A 14,182-nucleotide genomic window follows, 5' to 3' on the forward strand; every position below is an offset into this window, starting at 1 on the left:
TCACTCCCCGATCGTGCCGAGGCGGGCGTGGCCCCTGAGCAGGTTGCGGGCGATCGTCCGGCGCTGGATCTCGTCGGTGCCCTCGAAGATCCGCAACAGGCGCAGCTCGCGATACCACCGTTCGATCGGCAGTTCCTTGGTGTAGCCCATGCCCCCGTGGATCTGCAGCACGCGGTCGACGACCTGGTTGGCCATGACGGCGCCGTTCAGCTTGGCGATCGAGGAGGCGTGCCGGGCGTCCATGCCCTGCTGGACGCGCCAGGCGGCGTGCAGCGTGAGCCACTTGGCCGCCTCGATCTCCACCTGCGAGTCGGCGATCATCCACTGGATCGCCTGGTATTCGGCGATCGGCTTGCCCATCGACATGCGGATCTTGGCGTAGTCGATCGCCATCTGCAGCATGCGCTCGGCCGAGCCGACCGCCCGCGCCGGGATCATGTAGCGGCCCTGGCCGATCCACTGCATGGCCAGTTCGAAGCCCCTGCCGAGCTCGCCGAGGATGTTCTCCTCCGGCACCCTGACGTCCTCGAACACCAGCGAGGCCGGGCCCCACTGCCCCATCGTCGGGATCGGCTCGGACTTCCAGCCCATGTCGCGGTCGGCGAGGAAGCAGGTGACGCCGCCGTTCGCGCCCCTGTCCGGGTCGGTCACGGCGAACACCATCACGAAGTCGGCCTCGTTGCCACCGGTGATGAAGGTCTTCTCACCGTTGATGACCCAGTCGCCGCCGTCCTTGACGGCACGCGTACGGATGTTGCGGGCGTCCGACCCCGCGCCCGGCTCGGTGATGGCGAAGCAGGAACGGCGTTCGCCCTCGATGGTCGGGATGAGGTAGCGCTGCTTCTGCTCCTCGGTGCCGGCGTAGAGGATGTTGTCGGCCGACCCGCCGAAGCTGAACGGCACGAACGTCCGTCCCATCTCCATGGCGATGATCGCGGACATGACCGCGCCCAGGGCGGCTCCGCCGTACTCCTCGGGGGTGTTGATGCCCCAGAAGCCCATCTTCTTCGCCTTGAGCCGCAGGTCGCGGAGGACCCCGGGATCGAGCCCGGGGCCGCCGGCGCGCTCGCTGCGCAGCACCTCGGGTTCGAGCGGCATGATCTCCCGCTCCACGAACGCGCGGATGGTGTCACGGATCTGCAGTTCCTCTGGGCTCAGGGAGAAGTCCATCGACGCGACTCTTTTCTAGAATTTCTCTCTAGGAATCGGTTCCAGCCTGGTTCCCCGCCGAAGGGGTGTCAAGAGGTCTGGAATCAGTTTCTAGAATTCGACCGGCTACGATGGTGCCGTCCCTGGAAAACGCGCCGGCCGTGGACCGTCCGTCCCCGGAAACAAGGAGCCCAGATGGCACGCAAGCCCGGCGGCAAGAGCGGCTCGTGGGAGTGGAGCCGCACCGCCCAGACGCGTAAGAGCATGCTTCAGGCCGCCCGCGAGGTCTTCTCCGAGCACGGCTTCGCCGACGCCAACGTCGCGGACGTCGTCGAGCGCGCCGGCTCCAGCGTCGGCAGCCTCTACCACCACTTCGGGGGCAAGACCGAGCTGTTCCTCGCGCTGTACGAGGAGCACCAGGCCGCCCACGAGGAGGCCGCCGCCGCCGGCGTCGCCGCGGCCAAGCAGGCGGGCGTGAAGGACCCCGTCGAGCTGTTCATCGAGGGGGCCAGGGCGTTCCTGGAAGGGTCCTGGCAGCGGCGCGACCTGGCCCGGCTGTTCATGGACGGCGACGGGCCGCCCGGGTTCGAGCTGATGCGGCGCACCCGCGGCCGGGAGTGGGTCCGGCAGAACGCCGTCCTGCTCGGCGCGGCGAACACGCCGACCGACCGCCTCACGGTCTCGGTCCTCACCAGCGTGATCGGCGAGGCCGGCCGCGAGGTCGCGACCAGCGAGACCGAGGAGGAGGCCCATGAGGTCGTCGAGGCGGCGATCGCGCTGATCCGCCGCTTCGGCGACCCCCTGGCCACCCACGAAGGCACGACCGGCGCCGCAGGTGCGTTGGAAGCGGGGGTCGCCGGGAGCTGACCCCGGCGCCCTGGCCCCGGTGACGGCCCGCGCCTCCACGTCAGGCGGGGCGGAAGGCCGCCCTGCCCCGGTCGATGACGACGGTGCCGTCGTCCTTCGCCGTGCGGAACAGGGCCGTCGCACCGTCGCCGGACGTCCAGATCGAGACGGTCAGCGTCTCGCCGGGGAAGACCGGCTTGCTGAACCGTCCCGACATGGCCGCGAAGCGAGCCGGATCCGACCCCGCCACCGCGTGCAGCAGCGCCCGCCCGGTGATCCCGTACGTGCACAGCCCGTGCAGGATCGGCCGGGGGAAGCCGGCGCGGGCGGCGAAGACGGGGTCGGAGTGCAGCGGGTTGCGGTCCCCGGACAGCCGGTAGAGCAGCGCCTGGTCCTCGCGGGTCTCGTACGTCACCGTGTGGTCCGGCGGCCTGCCGGGCTCGGCCCACTCGTCGCGGGGGCCGCGCTCGCCCCCGAAGCCGCCCTCGCCGCGGATGAACACCGAGCTGCGGCTCGTGATCAGCGACTCGCCGCTTTCGGCGTCCGCCGCCCTGGCCTCGGTCGTCACCAGCGCCCCCGAGCCCTTGTCGTAGATGCCGGTCACCGTCGAGGTGGTCCGCACGCGACCGGCGGGCGGCAGCTCGCGGTGCAGTTCGAACGCCTGCTCGGCGTGCACGAGCATGGCCGGGTCGAAGTCGCCGAGCCGCCGTCCGGTGGGGGCCTGGGCGGCCAGGACCGCGAAGGTCGGCAGCACCCGCTGCCGGATCCCCGCCGAGTTCTCCGTGGTGAAGGCGAGCTCCTCGGTGCCCGCCCCGACGCCCAGCGCGTACAGCAGGGTGTCGGCGGACGTCCACGACCGCTCGTGCGGCGCGCTCTCCACCCCGATCAGACCGTGGTCGAGCGGCATGTCAGCCCTCCCCCTCCGGGATGCGCCCGCTGGTGAGGGCGTTCGGCGCGGCCTTGTCCACCAGGGCGGGGATCACCTCGCCCAGCTCGGCCGGATCCCACCGGGCGTCCTTGTCCACCCCCGGCCCGGCGTGCCAGCCCTCGGCGACGCTGATGTGCCCGCCGCGCACGTTGAAGACGCGGCCCGTGATCCCCCGCGACTGCGCGCTCGCCAGCCAGACCACCAGCGGCGCGATGTTGTCCGGCGCCGAGGGATCGAAGCCGCCCTCGACGGGCCGCCGCCCGCCCGGGATGAGGTTCTCGGTCATCCGGGTGAGCGCGGCGGGCGCGACCGCGTTGACCGTCACGCCGTAACGCGCCAGTTCCTTGGCCGCGATGATCGTCAGCGACGCGATTCCCGCCTTGGCCGCGCCGTAGTTGCCCTGGCCCGGGTTGCCGTAGATGCCGGACGACGACGTGGTGTTGATCACCCGGGCGTCCACCGGCTCTCCGGCCTTGGCCCTGGACCTCCAGTAGGCGGCGGCGTGCCGCAGCGGGGCGAAGGTGCCGCGCAGGTGCACCCGGATGACCGCGTCCCACTCGTCGGCGGTCATGTTGACGAGCATCCGGTCGCGCAGGATGCCCGCGTTGTTGACCAGGACGTGCAGGTCGCCGAAGGTCTCCACGGCCCTTTCGATCATGCGGTGCGCGCCGTCGAAGTCGGAGACGTCCTCACCGTCGACCACAGCCTCGCCGCCCATGGCTCTGATCTCCTCGACCACCTCGCCCGCGGCGCCGGTGGACGACCCGGTGCCGTCGACCTCCGCGCCGAGGTCGTTCACGACGACCCTGGCGCCCTGGCGCGCGAACTCCAGCGCGTGTCCCCGCCCGATGCCCCGCGCGGCACCGGTGACGATCACGACACGGCCTTCCATGATTCCGCCCATGCGCTGCTCCCTTGACTCGACCTTGACCGGACCGCGTGTGAACGTGATTCTAGTAATGGAATCTAGAATTCGGTAGGGAGGAGCCGGTCATGATCCAGCTCGCCGTTCGATGACGGCCGTGCCGCAGACCATCGCGGCGGACCCCGGCGAGCGGGAGCGGCTGCGCCGCGCCTGGCGGACGCTGTCGGTCGTGAGCATGGCCAGCGTCCTGACCGCGCTCGGCGGCAGCGCGCTCAACGTGGCGCTCCCCGAGGTCGTACGGCAGACGCACGCGAGTGCGGACGCCGCGAGCTGGATCCTGCTCGCCTTCCAGCTCACGACGACCGTGCTCATGGTCGTGTTCGGCCGGCTCGCCGACCTGTTCGGGCGGCGGGCGATGTACCTCGGCGGCCTGGCCACCTACACCGTCGCCAGCCTGCTGGCCGGGCTCGCACCGAGCGCGTGGGTCATCGTGGCGCTGCGCGTGCTGCAGGCGGCGGGCGGGGCCATGCTGCTGACCAACAGCGCCGCCCTGGTGACCGACGCCTTCCCCAAGTCGCGGCTCGGCGAGGGGATGGGCGTCTACACCGCGTCCTTCTCCATCGCCCAGCTCGCCGGCCCGGCGCTCGGGGGCCTGTTCACCGAGCACCTCGGCTGGCGCTGGGTGTTCTGGTACAACGTGCCCCTCGGCATCGCGTGCCTGGTCTGGGGCGCGGTGGCCCTGCGTCCCGGGCCGCCGCAGGGCCGCGACCAGGGGCTCGACCTGTCGGGCAACGCGCTCGTGCTCGCCTGTCTCGGCGGCCTGCTGCTCGCGCTGTCGGAGGTGACCAGGCTCGGCTGGGGACATCCGATGGTGGTGTCCGGGCTCGTCGTGTTCGCCGTGACGCTGCCGCTGTTCGTCGTGCGTGAGCTGCGGGCCCGTCATCCCGTGGTGGACATCCGGATGTTCCGCGACGTCACGTTCGCCCTCGGGACGCTGGCGTCGTTCCTCAACTCGACCGCCCGGGTCGGAGTGGTGCTCCTCGTGTCGCTGTTCTTCCAGGCCGTCCGCGGGGAGGACCCGGTGCGCGCGGCGGTGAAGGTGCTGCCGCTCTCGATCGCGGCGATGGCGGCGTCGGTCGCGTCGGGCTTCCTGCTGCGCCGTCTCGGCCCGCGCACGGTGGCCGTCGCCGCGACCTCGCTGACGACGGCGGGCCTGGCTTCCCTGCTGTGCCTGATCTCCCCCGGCGTCTCGTCGACGGCGCTCATGGCCGCCCTCGTGCTGATCGGCGTCGGCTCGGGCATGTTCCTGCCCTCCAACACGACCGCGATCCTCGACGGGGTGCCGTCGCACCGGCTGGGGATCGTGAACGCCATGCGTCTGATGCTGCAGAACACCGGGGTGGTGGTCGGCACCGCGCTGGTGCTGTCGATCATCACGGTGCCGCTGCCGGCCGGGCTGCACGACGCCGTCTTCGCGGGAACGCTGTCCCACGTCTCGTCCACGGCGGTCGAGCAGCTCGTGACCGGCTACCGCTGGGCGCTGGCCTGCATGACCGCCGTCTCCGCGCTGGCCGTGCTGACCTGCTTCACCAGAAGGCGGGCGGGCTCGTCCGTCAGCTGAGGACGCGGCCGTGCCGGTCGCGGGCCTTCAGCCGCACGGTGGGCATCTCGGGAGCGGGCAGCGGCTCCTGCCCGCCCGGGACGACGCCGAAGCGGCCGCCCCTCATCCAGTCGTCGCGCGCCCGCGCGATCTCCTCGTGCGAACGGCCGACGAAGTTCCACCACATCACCAGGGGCTCCTCGAACGGCGTGCCGCCCAGCACGAACAGCCGGGCCGGACCGGCCGCCTCCATCGGCACCGCCGTACGGCCCTGGCCGAGATAGAGCAGCGAGCCCGGGCTCAGCGAGACCCCGGCCACGTCGGCCGTGCCCGACATGACCAACACCGCAGTCTCGAAGGACGGGTCCACCGGCAGCCTGTGCTCTCCCGGCCCCTCGAACAGCACCTCGGCCCCGAGCAGCGGGGTGTGCACGAGGGCGGGCGAGCGCAGCGGCCCGGCCTCGCCCACCACGACGGTCACCGTGACGTCCCCGTCGCGCAGCACGGGCAGGGCGGCGTGGTGCTCGAACCGCGCCTCGCCGTGCCGGGCCTCCTCCGGCAGCGCGACCCACAGCTGCAGGCCGTGCATGCCCGGCGGGTGCTCCGGCGGCGTCTGCTCCGAATGGGCGATGCCGTGGGCGGCGGTCATCAGGTTGAGCTGCCCGGGCACGATCGACTGGACGTTGCCGAGGCTGTCGCGGTGCAGGATCTCCCCCTCCGCGAGCCACGTGACCGTCTGCAGGCCGGTGTGCGGGTGCGGCGGCACCTGCATGCCCGGCCGGCCGGTCACGTCGTCGGGCCCGAAGTGGTCGACGAAGCACCAGGCGCCGACCATCCGGCGCGGGCGCTGCGGGAGCAGCCGCCGCACGGTCGTGTAGCGGCCGAGCGGCACGTCGTGGCCGGGCAGGAGCACGCTCTCCGGCTCCGTGCCGTCAGCGACGGTGCAGCCGTACAGCGCCGGCTCCCCGGGGGTCACTTCGAGCCCTCCCCGCCGTCGAAGAACCTGGCCCGCTGATCGGCGGGCACCAGGTCGAGGTAGTCCGGGTGCCGCTCGATGTACCGCTTCACGAACGGGCAGAACGGCAGGACCGACAGCCCGGCGTCCCGGGCGGCGTCGAGCGCCGCCCGGACCAGCGTCGAGCCGAGGCCGCGGCCCCCGAAGGCCGGGTCGATCTCCGTGTGGGTGAAGGAGATCCTCTGCCCATGGAGCCGGTATTCGGCGAACCCGGCGAGGGCGCCGTCCACGGTGATCTCGAAGCGGCTCGCCTCCGGGTTGTCGGCGACCTGCGGTTCTGACTGCTGCATCGGCTTTCCTTCTTCCGTGGTCGTCGTCAGGCGGCGATCGTCGCGTGCATCTCCCACACCAGGATCTCGGCGGGCTCCGTCGCGGTGACCTTCTGCCCGCCGGTGGCGGTGAACCGCACGGCGTCGCCGGTCTCCAGAGTGCCCGCACCCTCCAGGGTGACGGTCCCCCGGGGTACGAACAGGTGCAGGAACGGCGCCTCGGGCAGCTCCACGCTCTGACCCGGCTGGAGGCGTGCGGCGTACAGCGCGGCGTACCGGTTCTTGATGCGGATCGCCGCCTCGCCGGCGTGCTTGTCCATGCCGCTGGCGACCGGCACCAGGCCGCCTGCCAGCAGCTCGTTCTCGATCTCCAGCTGCTCGTAGCCGGGCGTGATGCCGGGCTCGTCGGGGACCACCCACATCTGAACGAAGTGCACCGGCTTGTCGTGGGTGTCGCCGCCGGTCAGCCGCCAGGAGTCGTTCTTCTCCGAGTGCAGGATGCCGGTGCCGGCACTCATGCGCTGGGCCAGGCCCGGGTAGATGACGCCGTTGTGCCCCTCGGAGTCCTGGTGGACCAGGGAGCCCTGGAGCACCCAGGTGACGATCTCCATGTCGCGGTGCGGGTGGGTCTCGAAGCCGGTGCCCGGGTGGACGACGTCGTCGTTGTTGACCAGCAGCAGCCCGTGGTGGGTGTTGTCGGGGTCGTAGTGGCCGCCGAACGAGAACGAGTGCTTGGAGTCAAGCCAGGAGATGCGGGTGGCGAAACGCTCGGCCGCCCGGCGGACGTCCACACGAGGGTTCAGCGTGGTCGTGGTCATGGGGTGCCCTTTCCTCGGCGCCATGTAGATGATGTGTCATCTACTGGTGCCTGACAACATACATGACGAGTCATTGATTCCGGCTAGCCTGGGGACCATGAACAGCCCTCGGTGGCTCGACGCGGACGAGCAGCGCGCCTGGCGGGCGTACCTGCGCATGCAGGGCCGCCTGACGGCCCGGCTCAACCGGCAGCTGCAGGCGGACTCGGGTCTGTCCCTGGCGGACTACGACGTCCTCGTGCACCTCACCGACCGGGAGGAAGGACGGCTGCGGCCGTACGAGCTGCAGCGCGACCTGCAATGGGAACAGAGCCGGCTGTCCCACCAGCTGACCCGGATGCAGCGCCGAGGGCTCGTCCGGCGCGAGGAGTGCGTGGACGACGGCCGCGGCGCGTACGTCGTGATCACCGAGCAGGGCCGCAGGGCCATCACCGCCGCCGCCCCCGGGCACGTGGAGACCGTGCGCCGCCTGTTCTTCGACGGCCTCACCCGCGAACAGGTCACCGCGCTCGAACGGCTAACCGCGGACGTGCTCGACCGGCTCGGCTAGAGCCTTCGGCGCGGCGGCACCGGCGTCCTGGCCGGCCTTCTTGCGTGACGTCACGATCTGACCATTCCAGCGGCCGTGCCGCCTGGGTAGCGTCGGAACATGATTCACCGTGGTGGCTGGGCGGCGGTCAGCCGGCCCCATGTGGTCGACGCGGGGCTCGTGGTCTTGGCCGTCGTGATCACTGCTCTCACGCTCCGGGGGCCGGCGTACGTGTCAGCGGGACTCGCGGTCGCAGCGCCGGCCCTGCTCGTGCGCAGATCCCGGCCCGCCCTGGTCGCCGCGATCACCATGGGGGCGGATCTGGCGGCGATGTCCGCGCTGGTCGCCGCGGGTGCGGCCGCACCGCTGCTGGTCGGGGCCGCGGCCACGATCGCGCTGTACAGTCTGGGCCGCCACGGCGAGAAGGTGTGGCTGACGGGTACGGCGCTCACGGTCGGCTACGTCACGATCGTCATGATGGTCAATCCGGTGAATCCGGTGGGCAACGTCATGCAGATCCTCGCGGCCGTCCTGCTCGGCAGGCTGCTGCTGTCGCGGCACTGGCTGCTGGAGCGCCGGAAGCGGCGAGCGGCAGAGACCGCCGTGTCGGCCGAGCGGCGCCGCATCGCCAGAGAACTGCACGACGTGGTCGCTCACCACATCACCGTGATCAACGTGCTGGTCGGGGCAGGGCGCACGACGATGGCGAGCGATCGGGCCGCGGCGGAGGAGGCGTTCGTGACGGCCGAGCGCACCGCCCGGCAGGCCATGGCCGAGATGCGGCAACTGCTGCATGTGCTGAGGGCCGATGACACGGCGGAACCCATGGATCACACCGGAATCGGCGTCGCGGGCGTGCCCGCGCTGGTCGAGCAGGCCCGGCTGCCCGCGGAGCTGGACGTCACCGGCGAGGCCGTGCCCCTCCCCGCGGCCGTCGACCACGCGGTGTACCGGATCGTCCAGGAGGCGCTGACCAACGTACGCAGGCATGCCCCGGCGGCGCGTGCGCGCGTCCGGCTCTCGTACCTGCCGGGCTCCGTCGAGGTGGAGGTCACCGATGACGGGACGGGAACGCCGGTGCGAAGCCGTGGTGGTTTCGGGCTGCGCGGGATGGCCGAACGGGTGGCGCTGATCGAGGGGGTTCTGACGACCGGACCCCGGCCTGAGGGAGGCTTCCGGGTGCATGCCCGTCTGCCCCTCGCCATGCGGGAGAGGAGGCCGGAAGATGATCACAGTGCTGCTCGTGGATGATCAGGTCTTGGTCCGCAAGGGATTCGGAATGATCGTGAACGCGCAGGGCGACATGTGCGTCGCGGGTGAGGCAGGCGACGGCGAGCAGGCTGTGCGTCTCTGCGCCGAGCTGCGTCCTGACGTGGTGCTGATGGATGTGCACATGCCGGGCCTGGACGGAATCGCCGCCACCGAACAGATCACGGCGGCGCTGCCGGGAGTCCGGGTGCTGGCGCTGAGCATGTACGACATGGACGAGTACGTCGTGGACATGTTGCGCGCGGGCGCGTCCGGATTCCTGCCCAAGGACATCTCGCCCGAGGACCTGGTCGAGAGCGTGCGAGTCGTTCACGGAGGCGAGTCGGCGGTGGCGCCGCGTCTGCTGACCCGGCTGATCGGCGCGTTCGTCCGGGCCGGCAGGCCGCGCGGGTTCGCTGGCCATGGCGCGGCGGGCGCGGTGGGCGCGCTGAGCGAGCGCGAACGCGAGGTGCTTCTGCTCATCGGCAGGGGACTGTCCAACTCCGAGATCGCAACGGCTCTCCTCCTGGCGCCTTCCACCGTGAAGAACCACGTCACCAACGTCTTCGCGAAGATCGGAGCGCGCGACCGGGCGCAGGCCGTGATCACCGCCTACGAGTCGGGCCTCATCACCCCGGGCGAATAGGAGACCCAGGACCACGCTCCTAGCGCCGCCGGTCACCGGTGCCGGGCTCCCAGCGGGAGACCGTGCCGCCGGAGGACGATTTCCGCAGGCCCGGCCGCGAGGCTGGACGGGTGATCACCGCAGCGAATCTCACCAAGCGCTACGGCCGGACCTTCGCCGTGAACGGGCTGTCCTTCACGGTGAAAAGCGGCCGGGTCACCGGCTTCCTCGGTCCGAACGGAGCGGGTAAGTCAACCACGATGCGCATGATCCTCGGGCTGGACCGGCCCACCGCAGGCGACGCGCACATCGACGGCAGGCCCTACCGGGAGTTCGAGCAGCCGCTTCGGAAGGTGGGGGCGCTGCTCGACGCCAGGTCCGTGCACGGCGGCCGCTCGGCCCGTAACCACCTGCTGTGTCTCGCGTACAGCAACGGGCTGCCCGCCTCCAGGGTCGGCGAGGTGCTCGAGGAGGTCGGGCTGGCCTCGGTGGCCGACCGCAGGCTCGGCGGGTTCTCCCTCGGCATGTTCCAGCGGCTGGGCATCGCAGGAGCGCTGCTCGGCGATCCGGAGGTGCTGCTGTTCGACGAGCCGGTCAACGGGCTCGACCCCGAGGGGATCGTGTGGGTGCGCACGCTCATGCGCCGCCTGGCCGCGGAGGGGCGCACCGTGCTGGTCTCCAGCCACCTGATGAGCGAGATGGCGCAGACCGCCGATCACCTGATCGTCATCGGCAGGGGACGGCTCCTCGCGGACGCGGGCGTCTCCGACTTCATCCGGCGCAGTTCTCAGGGATACGTACGGGTGCGCTGTGCCGATACGGCCCTGCTGGCGTCGCACCTGCCCGAGGGGAGCACCACCGCGCACGGCGACCACGTGCGGATCACCGGCATCAGCGCACGGGCGGCCGGCGAGGCCGCGGCGGCGGCCGGGATCGCATTGCACGAGCTCGTCGAGGTGCAGCCGTCCCTGGAGGCCGCCTACATGGAGCTGACCCAGGCCAGCGCCGAGTTCACGACGGGGCGGCCATGATCGGCCTCCTGCGCTCCGAATGGGTCAAGCTCCGCTCCATCCGCTCCACCGTGTGGACGACGGCCGGCCTCGTCGTGGTCATGGTCTCCTTCGCCTACCTCAACAGCGCCATCGCCTCCCGCGACGCGGAGCGATTGCCGGCGGGCGAGGCGACCCGGACGGCCCTGGGCGCGGCGCCGTTCGCGTCCCTCATCGTGGCCTCGCTGGGCGTCCTCGCGATCAGCTCGGAGTACCGCACCGGCATGATCCGCACCACCCTGCTCGCGGTGCCGCGCAGAGGGCGCATGCTGGCGGCCAAGGCGGCCACGTTCGCCGTGTTCACCTTCGCCGTCAACCTGCTCACGTGCCTGGCGGCGTTCCTGGTGGGGCAGGCCGTGCTCGGCTCCCACGGCGCGTCCCCGGAGGAGCCCGGCGTCCTGCGCATGGTCGCCGGATGCGCCCTCTACCTCACCGGGACCGGACTGTTCGGGCTCGCCCTCGGCGCCCTGGTCAGGCACACCGCGGGCGGCGTCGTGGCCGTCATCGTGGCGCTCTTCGTGCTGCCGCAGCTCGCCGGGACGCTCCCGGACGGGGCCGGCGCGCGGCTCATGCCCTACGTCACGAGCGTGGCGGGGATGCGGATCATGTCCTCGGCCCCGGGCGTGCTGACCCCGTGGGCCGGATTCGGTGTCTTCTGCCTGTGGCTCGCGGCCGCCGCGCTCGCCGCGCTCGTCCTGCTCGGAAGGCGTGACGCCTGACGCCCGCGCCGGGCGGTACGGCGGGACGGCGCGCACCCGGCGACCTAGCTGACGAGGCCCTCGGGGAAGACGACGTCGGCCACTCCGGGGACGGTCCTGGCGACCAGTTCGGCGATGCGGGCCGACCGCTCGTCGCCCGGGCCGTACAGCTCGACGACCCCGTCCCGGACGGCCGCGCCGAACGACGCGGTGTCGGCGCAGTCGCGCAGCGCCGCGAGCACGTCCTCGCGGATCCGCTCGTCCCCCTGGGCCAGCAGGCCCATCAGGTCGCGGCGGCTGACGATCCCCACGAGCTCGTCGTCGCGCAGGACGGGGACGCTCTTCACCCCGGTCGTGATCATCAGTTCGACCAGGTCCATGGTGTCGGCGCCGTCCCCGACGGTGGCGACGCGCGGCGTCATGACCTCCTCGACGAGCGCGGGCGGCCTGCCGGTGGGCAGGGCCTCGGGACGCAGGAAGGCCCGGGGGTTGGCCCCGAACTCCCCGCGCAGCAGGTCCATCTCGCTGACGATCCCGACCATGCGCCCGGCCGAGTTCACCACCGGAGCGGCCGTGATGTCCTGCTCGTACAGCAGGCGGACGGCCTGCTTGATCGTCGCCGTGCGCCGGACCGTCACCACCGGCGTCGTCATGATCTCTCGGACCAGCATCGTGACCACCTCCTACGCGGCCGGTGCGAGGGCGAGCGTGCCGCCGGGCGCCGGCAGGACCCGCGCGCCGAAGTCCCGGCAGACGCCGTCGAGCGTCGCCCGCAGCCACTCGCGGTCCTCCGGGCAGGCGTGCCGCAACCGCATCCGCACGGCCCGCATCGGCGCCATCCGCAGCTCCAGCAGCCGCCCCGACGCCGCCTCGGCCGTCGCGAAATACAGCAGCCGCAGGTCGTCGCGGAACTCCTCGTAACCGGCGATGCCCTCGTAGTCGTCGATAAAGTCGCCGCAGCCGTAGAGGATCAGCCGGTCCCGGTACACCTCGGCCGGGCGGGGGTGGTGCGAGGAGTGGCCGTGGACGAGGTCGACGCCGCCCTCGACCAGCGCGTGCGCGAACGCGACCTGGTCGTCCTCGACCTCGTAGCCCCAGTTGGAACCCCAATGGATGGAGACGACCACGATGTCCCCCGGCCGCCTGGCCTGCCGGACACAATGGACCGTCTCCGCCGCGGCGTCGCGGGACGGCCCGGCGAGGAAGGCCACCCCGGGCCGGTCGCGGACCGCCGCCCATCCCCCGGGGACGCCGCTGGACGGCATCGCGACCGCGAACACCAGGACCCGCCCGCCGCCCGGCAGGGCCACGATCGCGGGCCGTCGCGCCTCGTCCTCGTCCCGTCCCGCACCCGCCTGGTCGAGCCCCGCCTCCGCCAGCGCGTCCAGCGTCTCGGCGAGCCCGCGTACGCCGAAGTCGAGCACGTGGTTGTTGGCCAGCACGCACACGTCGGGCCGGGCCACGGCAAGAGCGGGGATGTTGGCCGGGTTCATTCGGTAGTGCACCTGCTTGCCCGGCGCGAAGTCGCGGCTGCGGGTGACACTCGTCTCCAGGTTCAGCACGCGTACGTCGGGGGCGGCCTCGTCCAGCACCTCCAGGGCGTCGCCCCAGGGCCAGGAGTAACCGCCCGGCCGCGGAATCGGGCCGTTGGCCGCCTCCGCCAATTCGACGTACGCACGGGCGTCCCGGACGGACGACTCCTCGAGCGCGGGATCGCCGGGGTGCGGAAGGATCTGGTCGACGCCCCGGCCCAGCATGACGTCGCCGCACAGGAACAGCGTCACCGGGTCCCCCGCCGCCGACCGCATCTCACCCCTCCTCGGTGAGTACCGCACAACGGGCGCCGCCAGGACAGTGGGGAAAGTCCCTGTGGTGGGCCAGCCACAGGCGGACGAGGGCGGCTTCGAGGTCGCGCACGTCCAGCCCCGCCTCGCCGGCGATCTCCCGCAGCCGATCGAGGGGGTGGTGCCCCGCACCGAACAGCCCGGCGTGCCGCCCGGCTTCCAGTGCCCGGTCGTCCGGCGGCGGGTCCACCCCGGGCCAGACGCCGCGCAGTTCGCGCAGGAACAGCGCGACCGTCACCGGGCCCCAGCCCGGCAGCGCGCCGAGCGCGGCGCGGGTCTCGTCCAGGCCGCCACCGCGCAGCGCGCCGGCCTCGCCGCCCACCGACTCGGCGAGGCGGAGCAGCCGGGTGGCCGTGCGGTAGTCGTAGCGGGCGTAACCGCCGCGGTCGAGGATCTCGACCAGCTCCTCCCACGTGCGGCCTTCGACGTCGGAGATCCCGCGCACCCCCGCCTCGGCCATCGCCCGGTAGGTCCGTACGGCGATCGCGGCGGAGATCCGCGCGCCGAACAGCGTCGCCGCGAGCAGCCACCGCTCGACCTCGCGGTCCCCCCGGTCGACGTCGATGCCCATTTCGCGGGAGAACCGGCCGCCCAGGGTCTCGACGAGACGGCGCGCGCGGTCCGGCAGGCACGCCGGGTCCCTGTCCGCCGCCGTACGGCTCCGCGTCCTGGACGTCACACTTCCATACTCCCCCCTGG

Annotated in this window: 16 protein-coding genes; 7 read left to right on the forward strand and 9 right to left on the reverse strand. The window is 72.0% G+C overall.

The features are described from left to right. Positions 1–1,170, reverse strand: coding sequence for an acyl-CoA dehydrogenase family protein (locus BXA11_RS15500; protein WP_030511803.1), 1,170 nt, complete (start codon positions 1,168–1,170; stop codon positions 1–3). A 174-nt stretch (positions 1,171–1,344) separates the two neighbouring features. Between BXA11_RS15500 and BXA11_RS15505 the strand changes: the two genes are divergently transcribed. Then, entirely contained in the window at positions 1,345–2,016 is a 672-nt protein-coding gene (locus tag BXA11_RS15505; protein WP_083744262.1) for a TetR/AcrR family transcriptional regulator, read from the forward strand. Positions 2,017–2,056: 40 nt separating this feature from the next. On the opposite strand, the gene BXA11_RS15510 is transcribed toward BXA11_RS15505, so the two are convergent. Further along, entirely contained in the window at positions 2,057–2,902 is an 846-nt protein-coding gene (locus tag BXA11_RS15510; RefSeq protein ID WP_076435094.1) for a MaoC/PaaZ C-terminal domain-containing protein, read from the reverse strand. A gap of 1 nt (position 2,903) precedes the next feature. Next, positions 2,904–3,827 (reverse strand): SDR family oxidoreductase, encoded by a 924-nt coding sequence (locus BXA11_RS15515; RefSeq protein ID WP_076435095.1) that lies wholly within the window; start codon positions 3,825–3,827, stop codon positions 2,904–2,906. Between the two features lie 118 nt (positions 3,828–3,945). On the opposite strand from BXA11_RS15515, the gene BXA11_RS15520 reads away from it, so the two are divergent. Beyond that, on the forward strand, positions 3,946–5,409 hold the full coding sequence (locus BXA11_RS15520; RefSeq protein ID WP_239105237.1) for an MFS transporter: 1,464 nt from the start codon (positions 3,946–3,948) through the stop codon (positions 5,407–5,409). Here BXA11_RS15520 and BXA11_RS15525 read toward each other — a convergent pair. From BXA11_RS15525 to BXA11_RS15535, 3 genes are read right to left on the reverse strand one after another with little or no spacing between them, the layout of a single operon-like run. Then, positions 5,402–6,364, reverse strand: a complete 963-nt coding sequence (locus tag BXA11_RS15525; protein WP_076435097.1) for a pirin family protein — start codon at positions 6,362–6,364, stop codon at positions 5,402–5,404. The genes BXA11_RS15520 and BXA11_RS15525 overlap by 8 nt on opposite strands. After that, positions 6,361–6,693 carry a GNAT family N-acetyltransferase gene (locus BXA11_RS15530; RefSeq protein WP_030511797.1) on the reverse strand — a complete coding sequence of 111 codons (333 nt, stop codon included), beginning with the start codon at positions 6,691–6,693 and terminating at the stop codon, positions 6,361–6,363. The genes BXA11_RS15525 and BXA11_RS15530 overlap by 4 nt, the downstream gene beginning before the upstream one ends. Positions 6,694–6,719: 26 nt before the next feature. Then, positions 6,720–7,490 (reverse strand): pirin family protein, encoded by a 771-nt coding sequence (locus tag BXA11_RS15535; RefSeq protein ID WP_030511796.1) that lies wholly within the window; start codon positions 7,488–7,490, stop codon positions 6,720–6,722. A gap of 97 nt (positions 7,491–7,587) precedes the next feature. On the opposite strand from BXA11_RS15535, the gene BXA11_RS15540 reads away from it, so the two are divergent. From BXA11_RS15540 to BXA11_RS15560, 5 genes are all read left to right on the forward strand, one after another. Next, positions 7,588–8,040: a MarR family winged helix-turn-helix transcriptional regulator gene (locus tag BXA11_RS15540; protein ID WP_076435098.1), complete on the forward strand. Its 453-nt coding sequence runs from the start codon at positions 7,588–7,590 to the stop codon at positions 8,038–8,040. A 99-nt stretch (positions 8,041–8,139) separates the two neighbouring features. After that, the gene (locus BXA11_RS15545; RefSeq protein WP_083744263.1) at positions 8,140–9,270 is read left to right on the forward strand and encodes a sensor histidine kinase; all 1,131 of its coding nucleotides are present in this window, start codon (positions 8,140–8,142) and stop codon (positions 9,268–9,270) included. Continuing rightward, entirely contained in the window at positions 9,245–9,913 is a 669-nt protein-coding gene (locus tag BXA11_RS15550) for a response regulator (RefSeq protein WP_076435100.1), read from the forward strand. Before BXA11_RS15545 ends, BXA11_RS15550 begins: the two co-directional genes overlap by 26 nt. A 110-nt stretch (positions 9,914–10,023) precedes the next feature. Beyond that, complete coding sequence (locus tag BXA11_RS15555; protein ID WP_076435212.1) at positions 10,024–10,923, forward strand: ABC transporter ATP-binding protein; 900 nt, start codon at positions 10,024–10,026, stop codon at positions 10,921–10,923. Further along, entirely contained in the window at positions 10,920–11,660 is a 741-nt protein-coding gene (locus BXA11_RS15560) for an ABC transporter permease (RefSeq protein WP_076435101.1), read from the forward strand. Before BXA11_RS15555 ends, BXA11_RS15560 begins: the two co-directional genes overlap by 4 nt. 44 nt (positions 11,661–11,704) lie before the next feature. Here the strand turns inward: BXA11_RS15560 and BXA11_RS15565 are convergent, their stop codons facing one another. The 3 genes from BXA11_RS15565 to BXA11_RS15575 are packed head-to-tail and all read right to left on the reverse strand — an operon-like array spanning position 11,705 to position 14,162. Continuing rightward, positions 11,705–12,310 carry a CBS domain-containing protein gene (locus tag BXA11_RS15565; RefSeq protein WP_076435213.1) on the reverse strand — a complete coding sequence of 202 codons (606 nt, stop codon included), beginning with the start codon at positions 12,308–12,310 and terminating at the stop codon, positions 11,705–11,707. 12 nt (positions 12,311–12,322) lie between these two features. Continuing rightward, a complete protein-coding gene (locus tag BXA11_RS15570) occupies positions 12,323–13,447 on the reverse strand; it encodes a CapA family protein (RefSeq protein ID WP_076435102.1) in 1,125 nt (374 codons plus the stop codon). Between the two features lies 1 nt (position 13,448). Then, positions 13,449–14,162, reverse strand: a complete 714-nt coding sequence (locus BXA11_RS15575) for a hypothetical protein (protein ID WP_083744265.1) — start codon at positions 14,160–14,162, stop codon at positions 13,449–13,451. Between the last annotated feature and the right edge of the window lie 20 nt (positions 14,163–14,182).

It is taken from the genome of Microbispora rosea (genome assembly GCF_900156315.1).
Classification (GTDB): domain Bacteria; phylum Actinomycetota; class Actinomycetes; order Streptosporangiales; family Streptosporangiaceae; genus Microbispora; species Microbispora rosea.

What these genes read in the sequence shown, in the direction of transcription:
- BXA11_RS15565 (WP_076435213.1), bottom strand. Translation starts at nt 12,310, where the DNA reads ATGCTGGTCCGAGAGATCATGACGACGCCGGTGGTGACGGTCCGGCGC.
- BXA11_RS15505 (WP_083744262.1), top strand. Translation starts at nt 1,345, where the DNA reads ATGGCACGCAAGCCCGGCGGCAAGAGCGGCTCGTGGGAGTGGAGCCGC.
- BXA11_RS15510 (WP_076435094.1), bottom strand. Translation starts at nt 2,902, where the DNA reads ATGCCGCTCGACCACGGTCTGATCGGGGTGGAGAGCGCGCCGCACGAG.
- BXA11_RS15500 (WP_030511803.1), bottom strand. Translation starts at nt 1,170, where the DNA reads ATGGACTTCTCCCTGAGCCCAGAGGAACTGCAGATCCGTGACACCATC.
- BXA11_RS15540 (WP_076435098.1), top strand. Translation starts at nt 7,588, where the DNA reads ATGAACAGCCCTCGGTGGCTCGACGCGGACGAGCAGCGCGCCTGGCGG.
- BXA11_RS15530 (WP_030511797.1), bottom strand. Translation starts at nt 6,693, where the DNA reads ATGCAGCAGTCAGAACCGCAGGTCGCCGACAACCCGGAGGCGAGCCGC.
- BXA11_RS15560 (WP_076435101.1), top strand. Translation starts at nt 10,920, where the DNA reads ATGATCGGCCTCCTGCGCTCCGAATGGGTCAAGCTCCGCTCCATCCGC.
- BXA11_RS15535 (WP_030511796.1), bottom strand. Translation starts at nt 7,490, where the DNA reads ATGACCACGACCACGCTGAACCCTCGTGTGGACGTCCGCCGGGCGGCC.
- BXA11_RS15550 (WP_076435100.1), top strand. Translation starts at nt 9,245, where the DNA reads ATGATCACAGTGCTGCTCGTGGATGATCAGGTCTTGGTCCGCAAGGGA.
- BXA11_RS15545 (WP_083744263.1), top strand. Translation starts at nt 8,140, where the DNA reads ATGATTCACCGTGGTGGCTGGGCGGCGGTCAGCCGGCCCCATGTGGTC.
- BXA11_RS15570 (WP_076435102.1), bottom strand. Translation starts at nt 13,447, where the DNA reads ATGCGGTCGGCGGCGGGGGACCCGGTGACGCTGTTCCTGTGCGGCGAC.
- BXA11_RS15515 (WP_076435095.1), bottom strand. Translation starts at nt 3,827, where the DNA reads ATGGGCGGAATCATGGAAGGCCGTGTCGTGATCGTCACCGGTGCCGCG.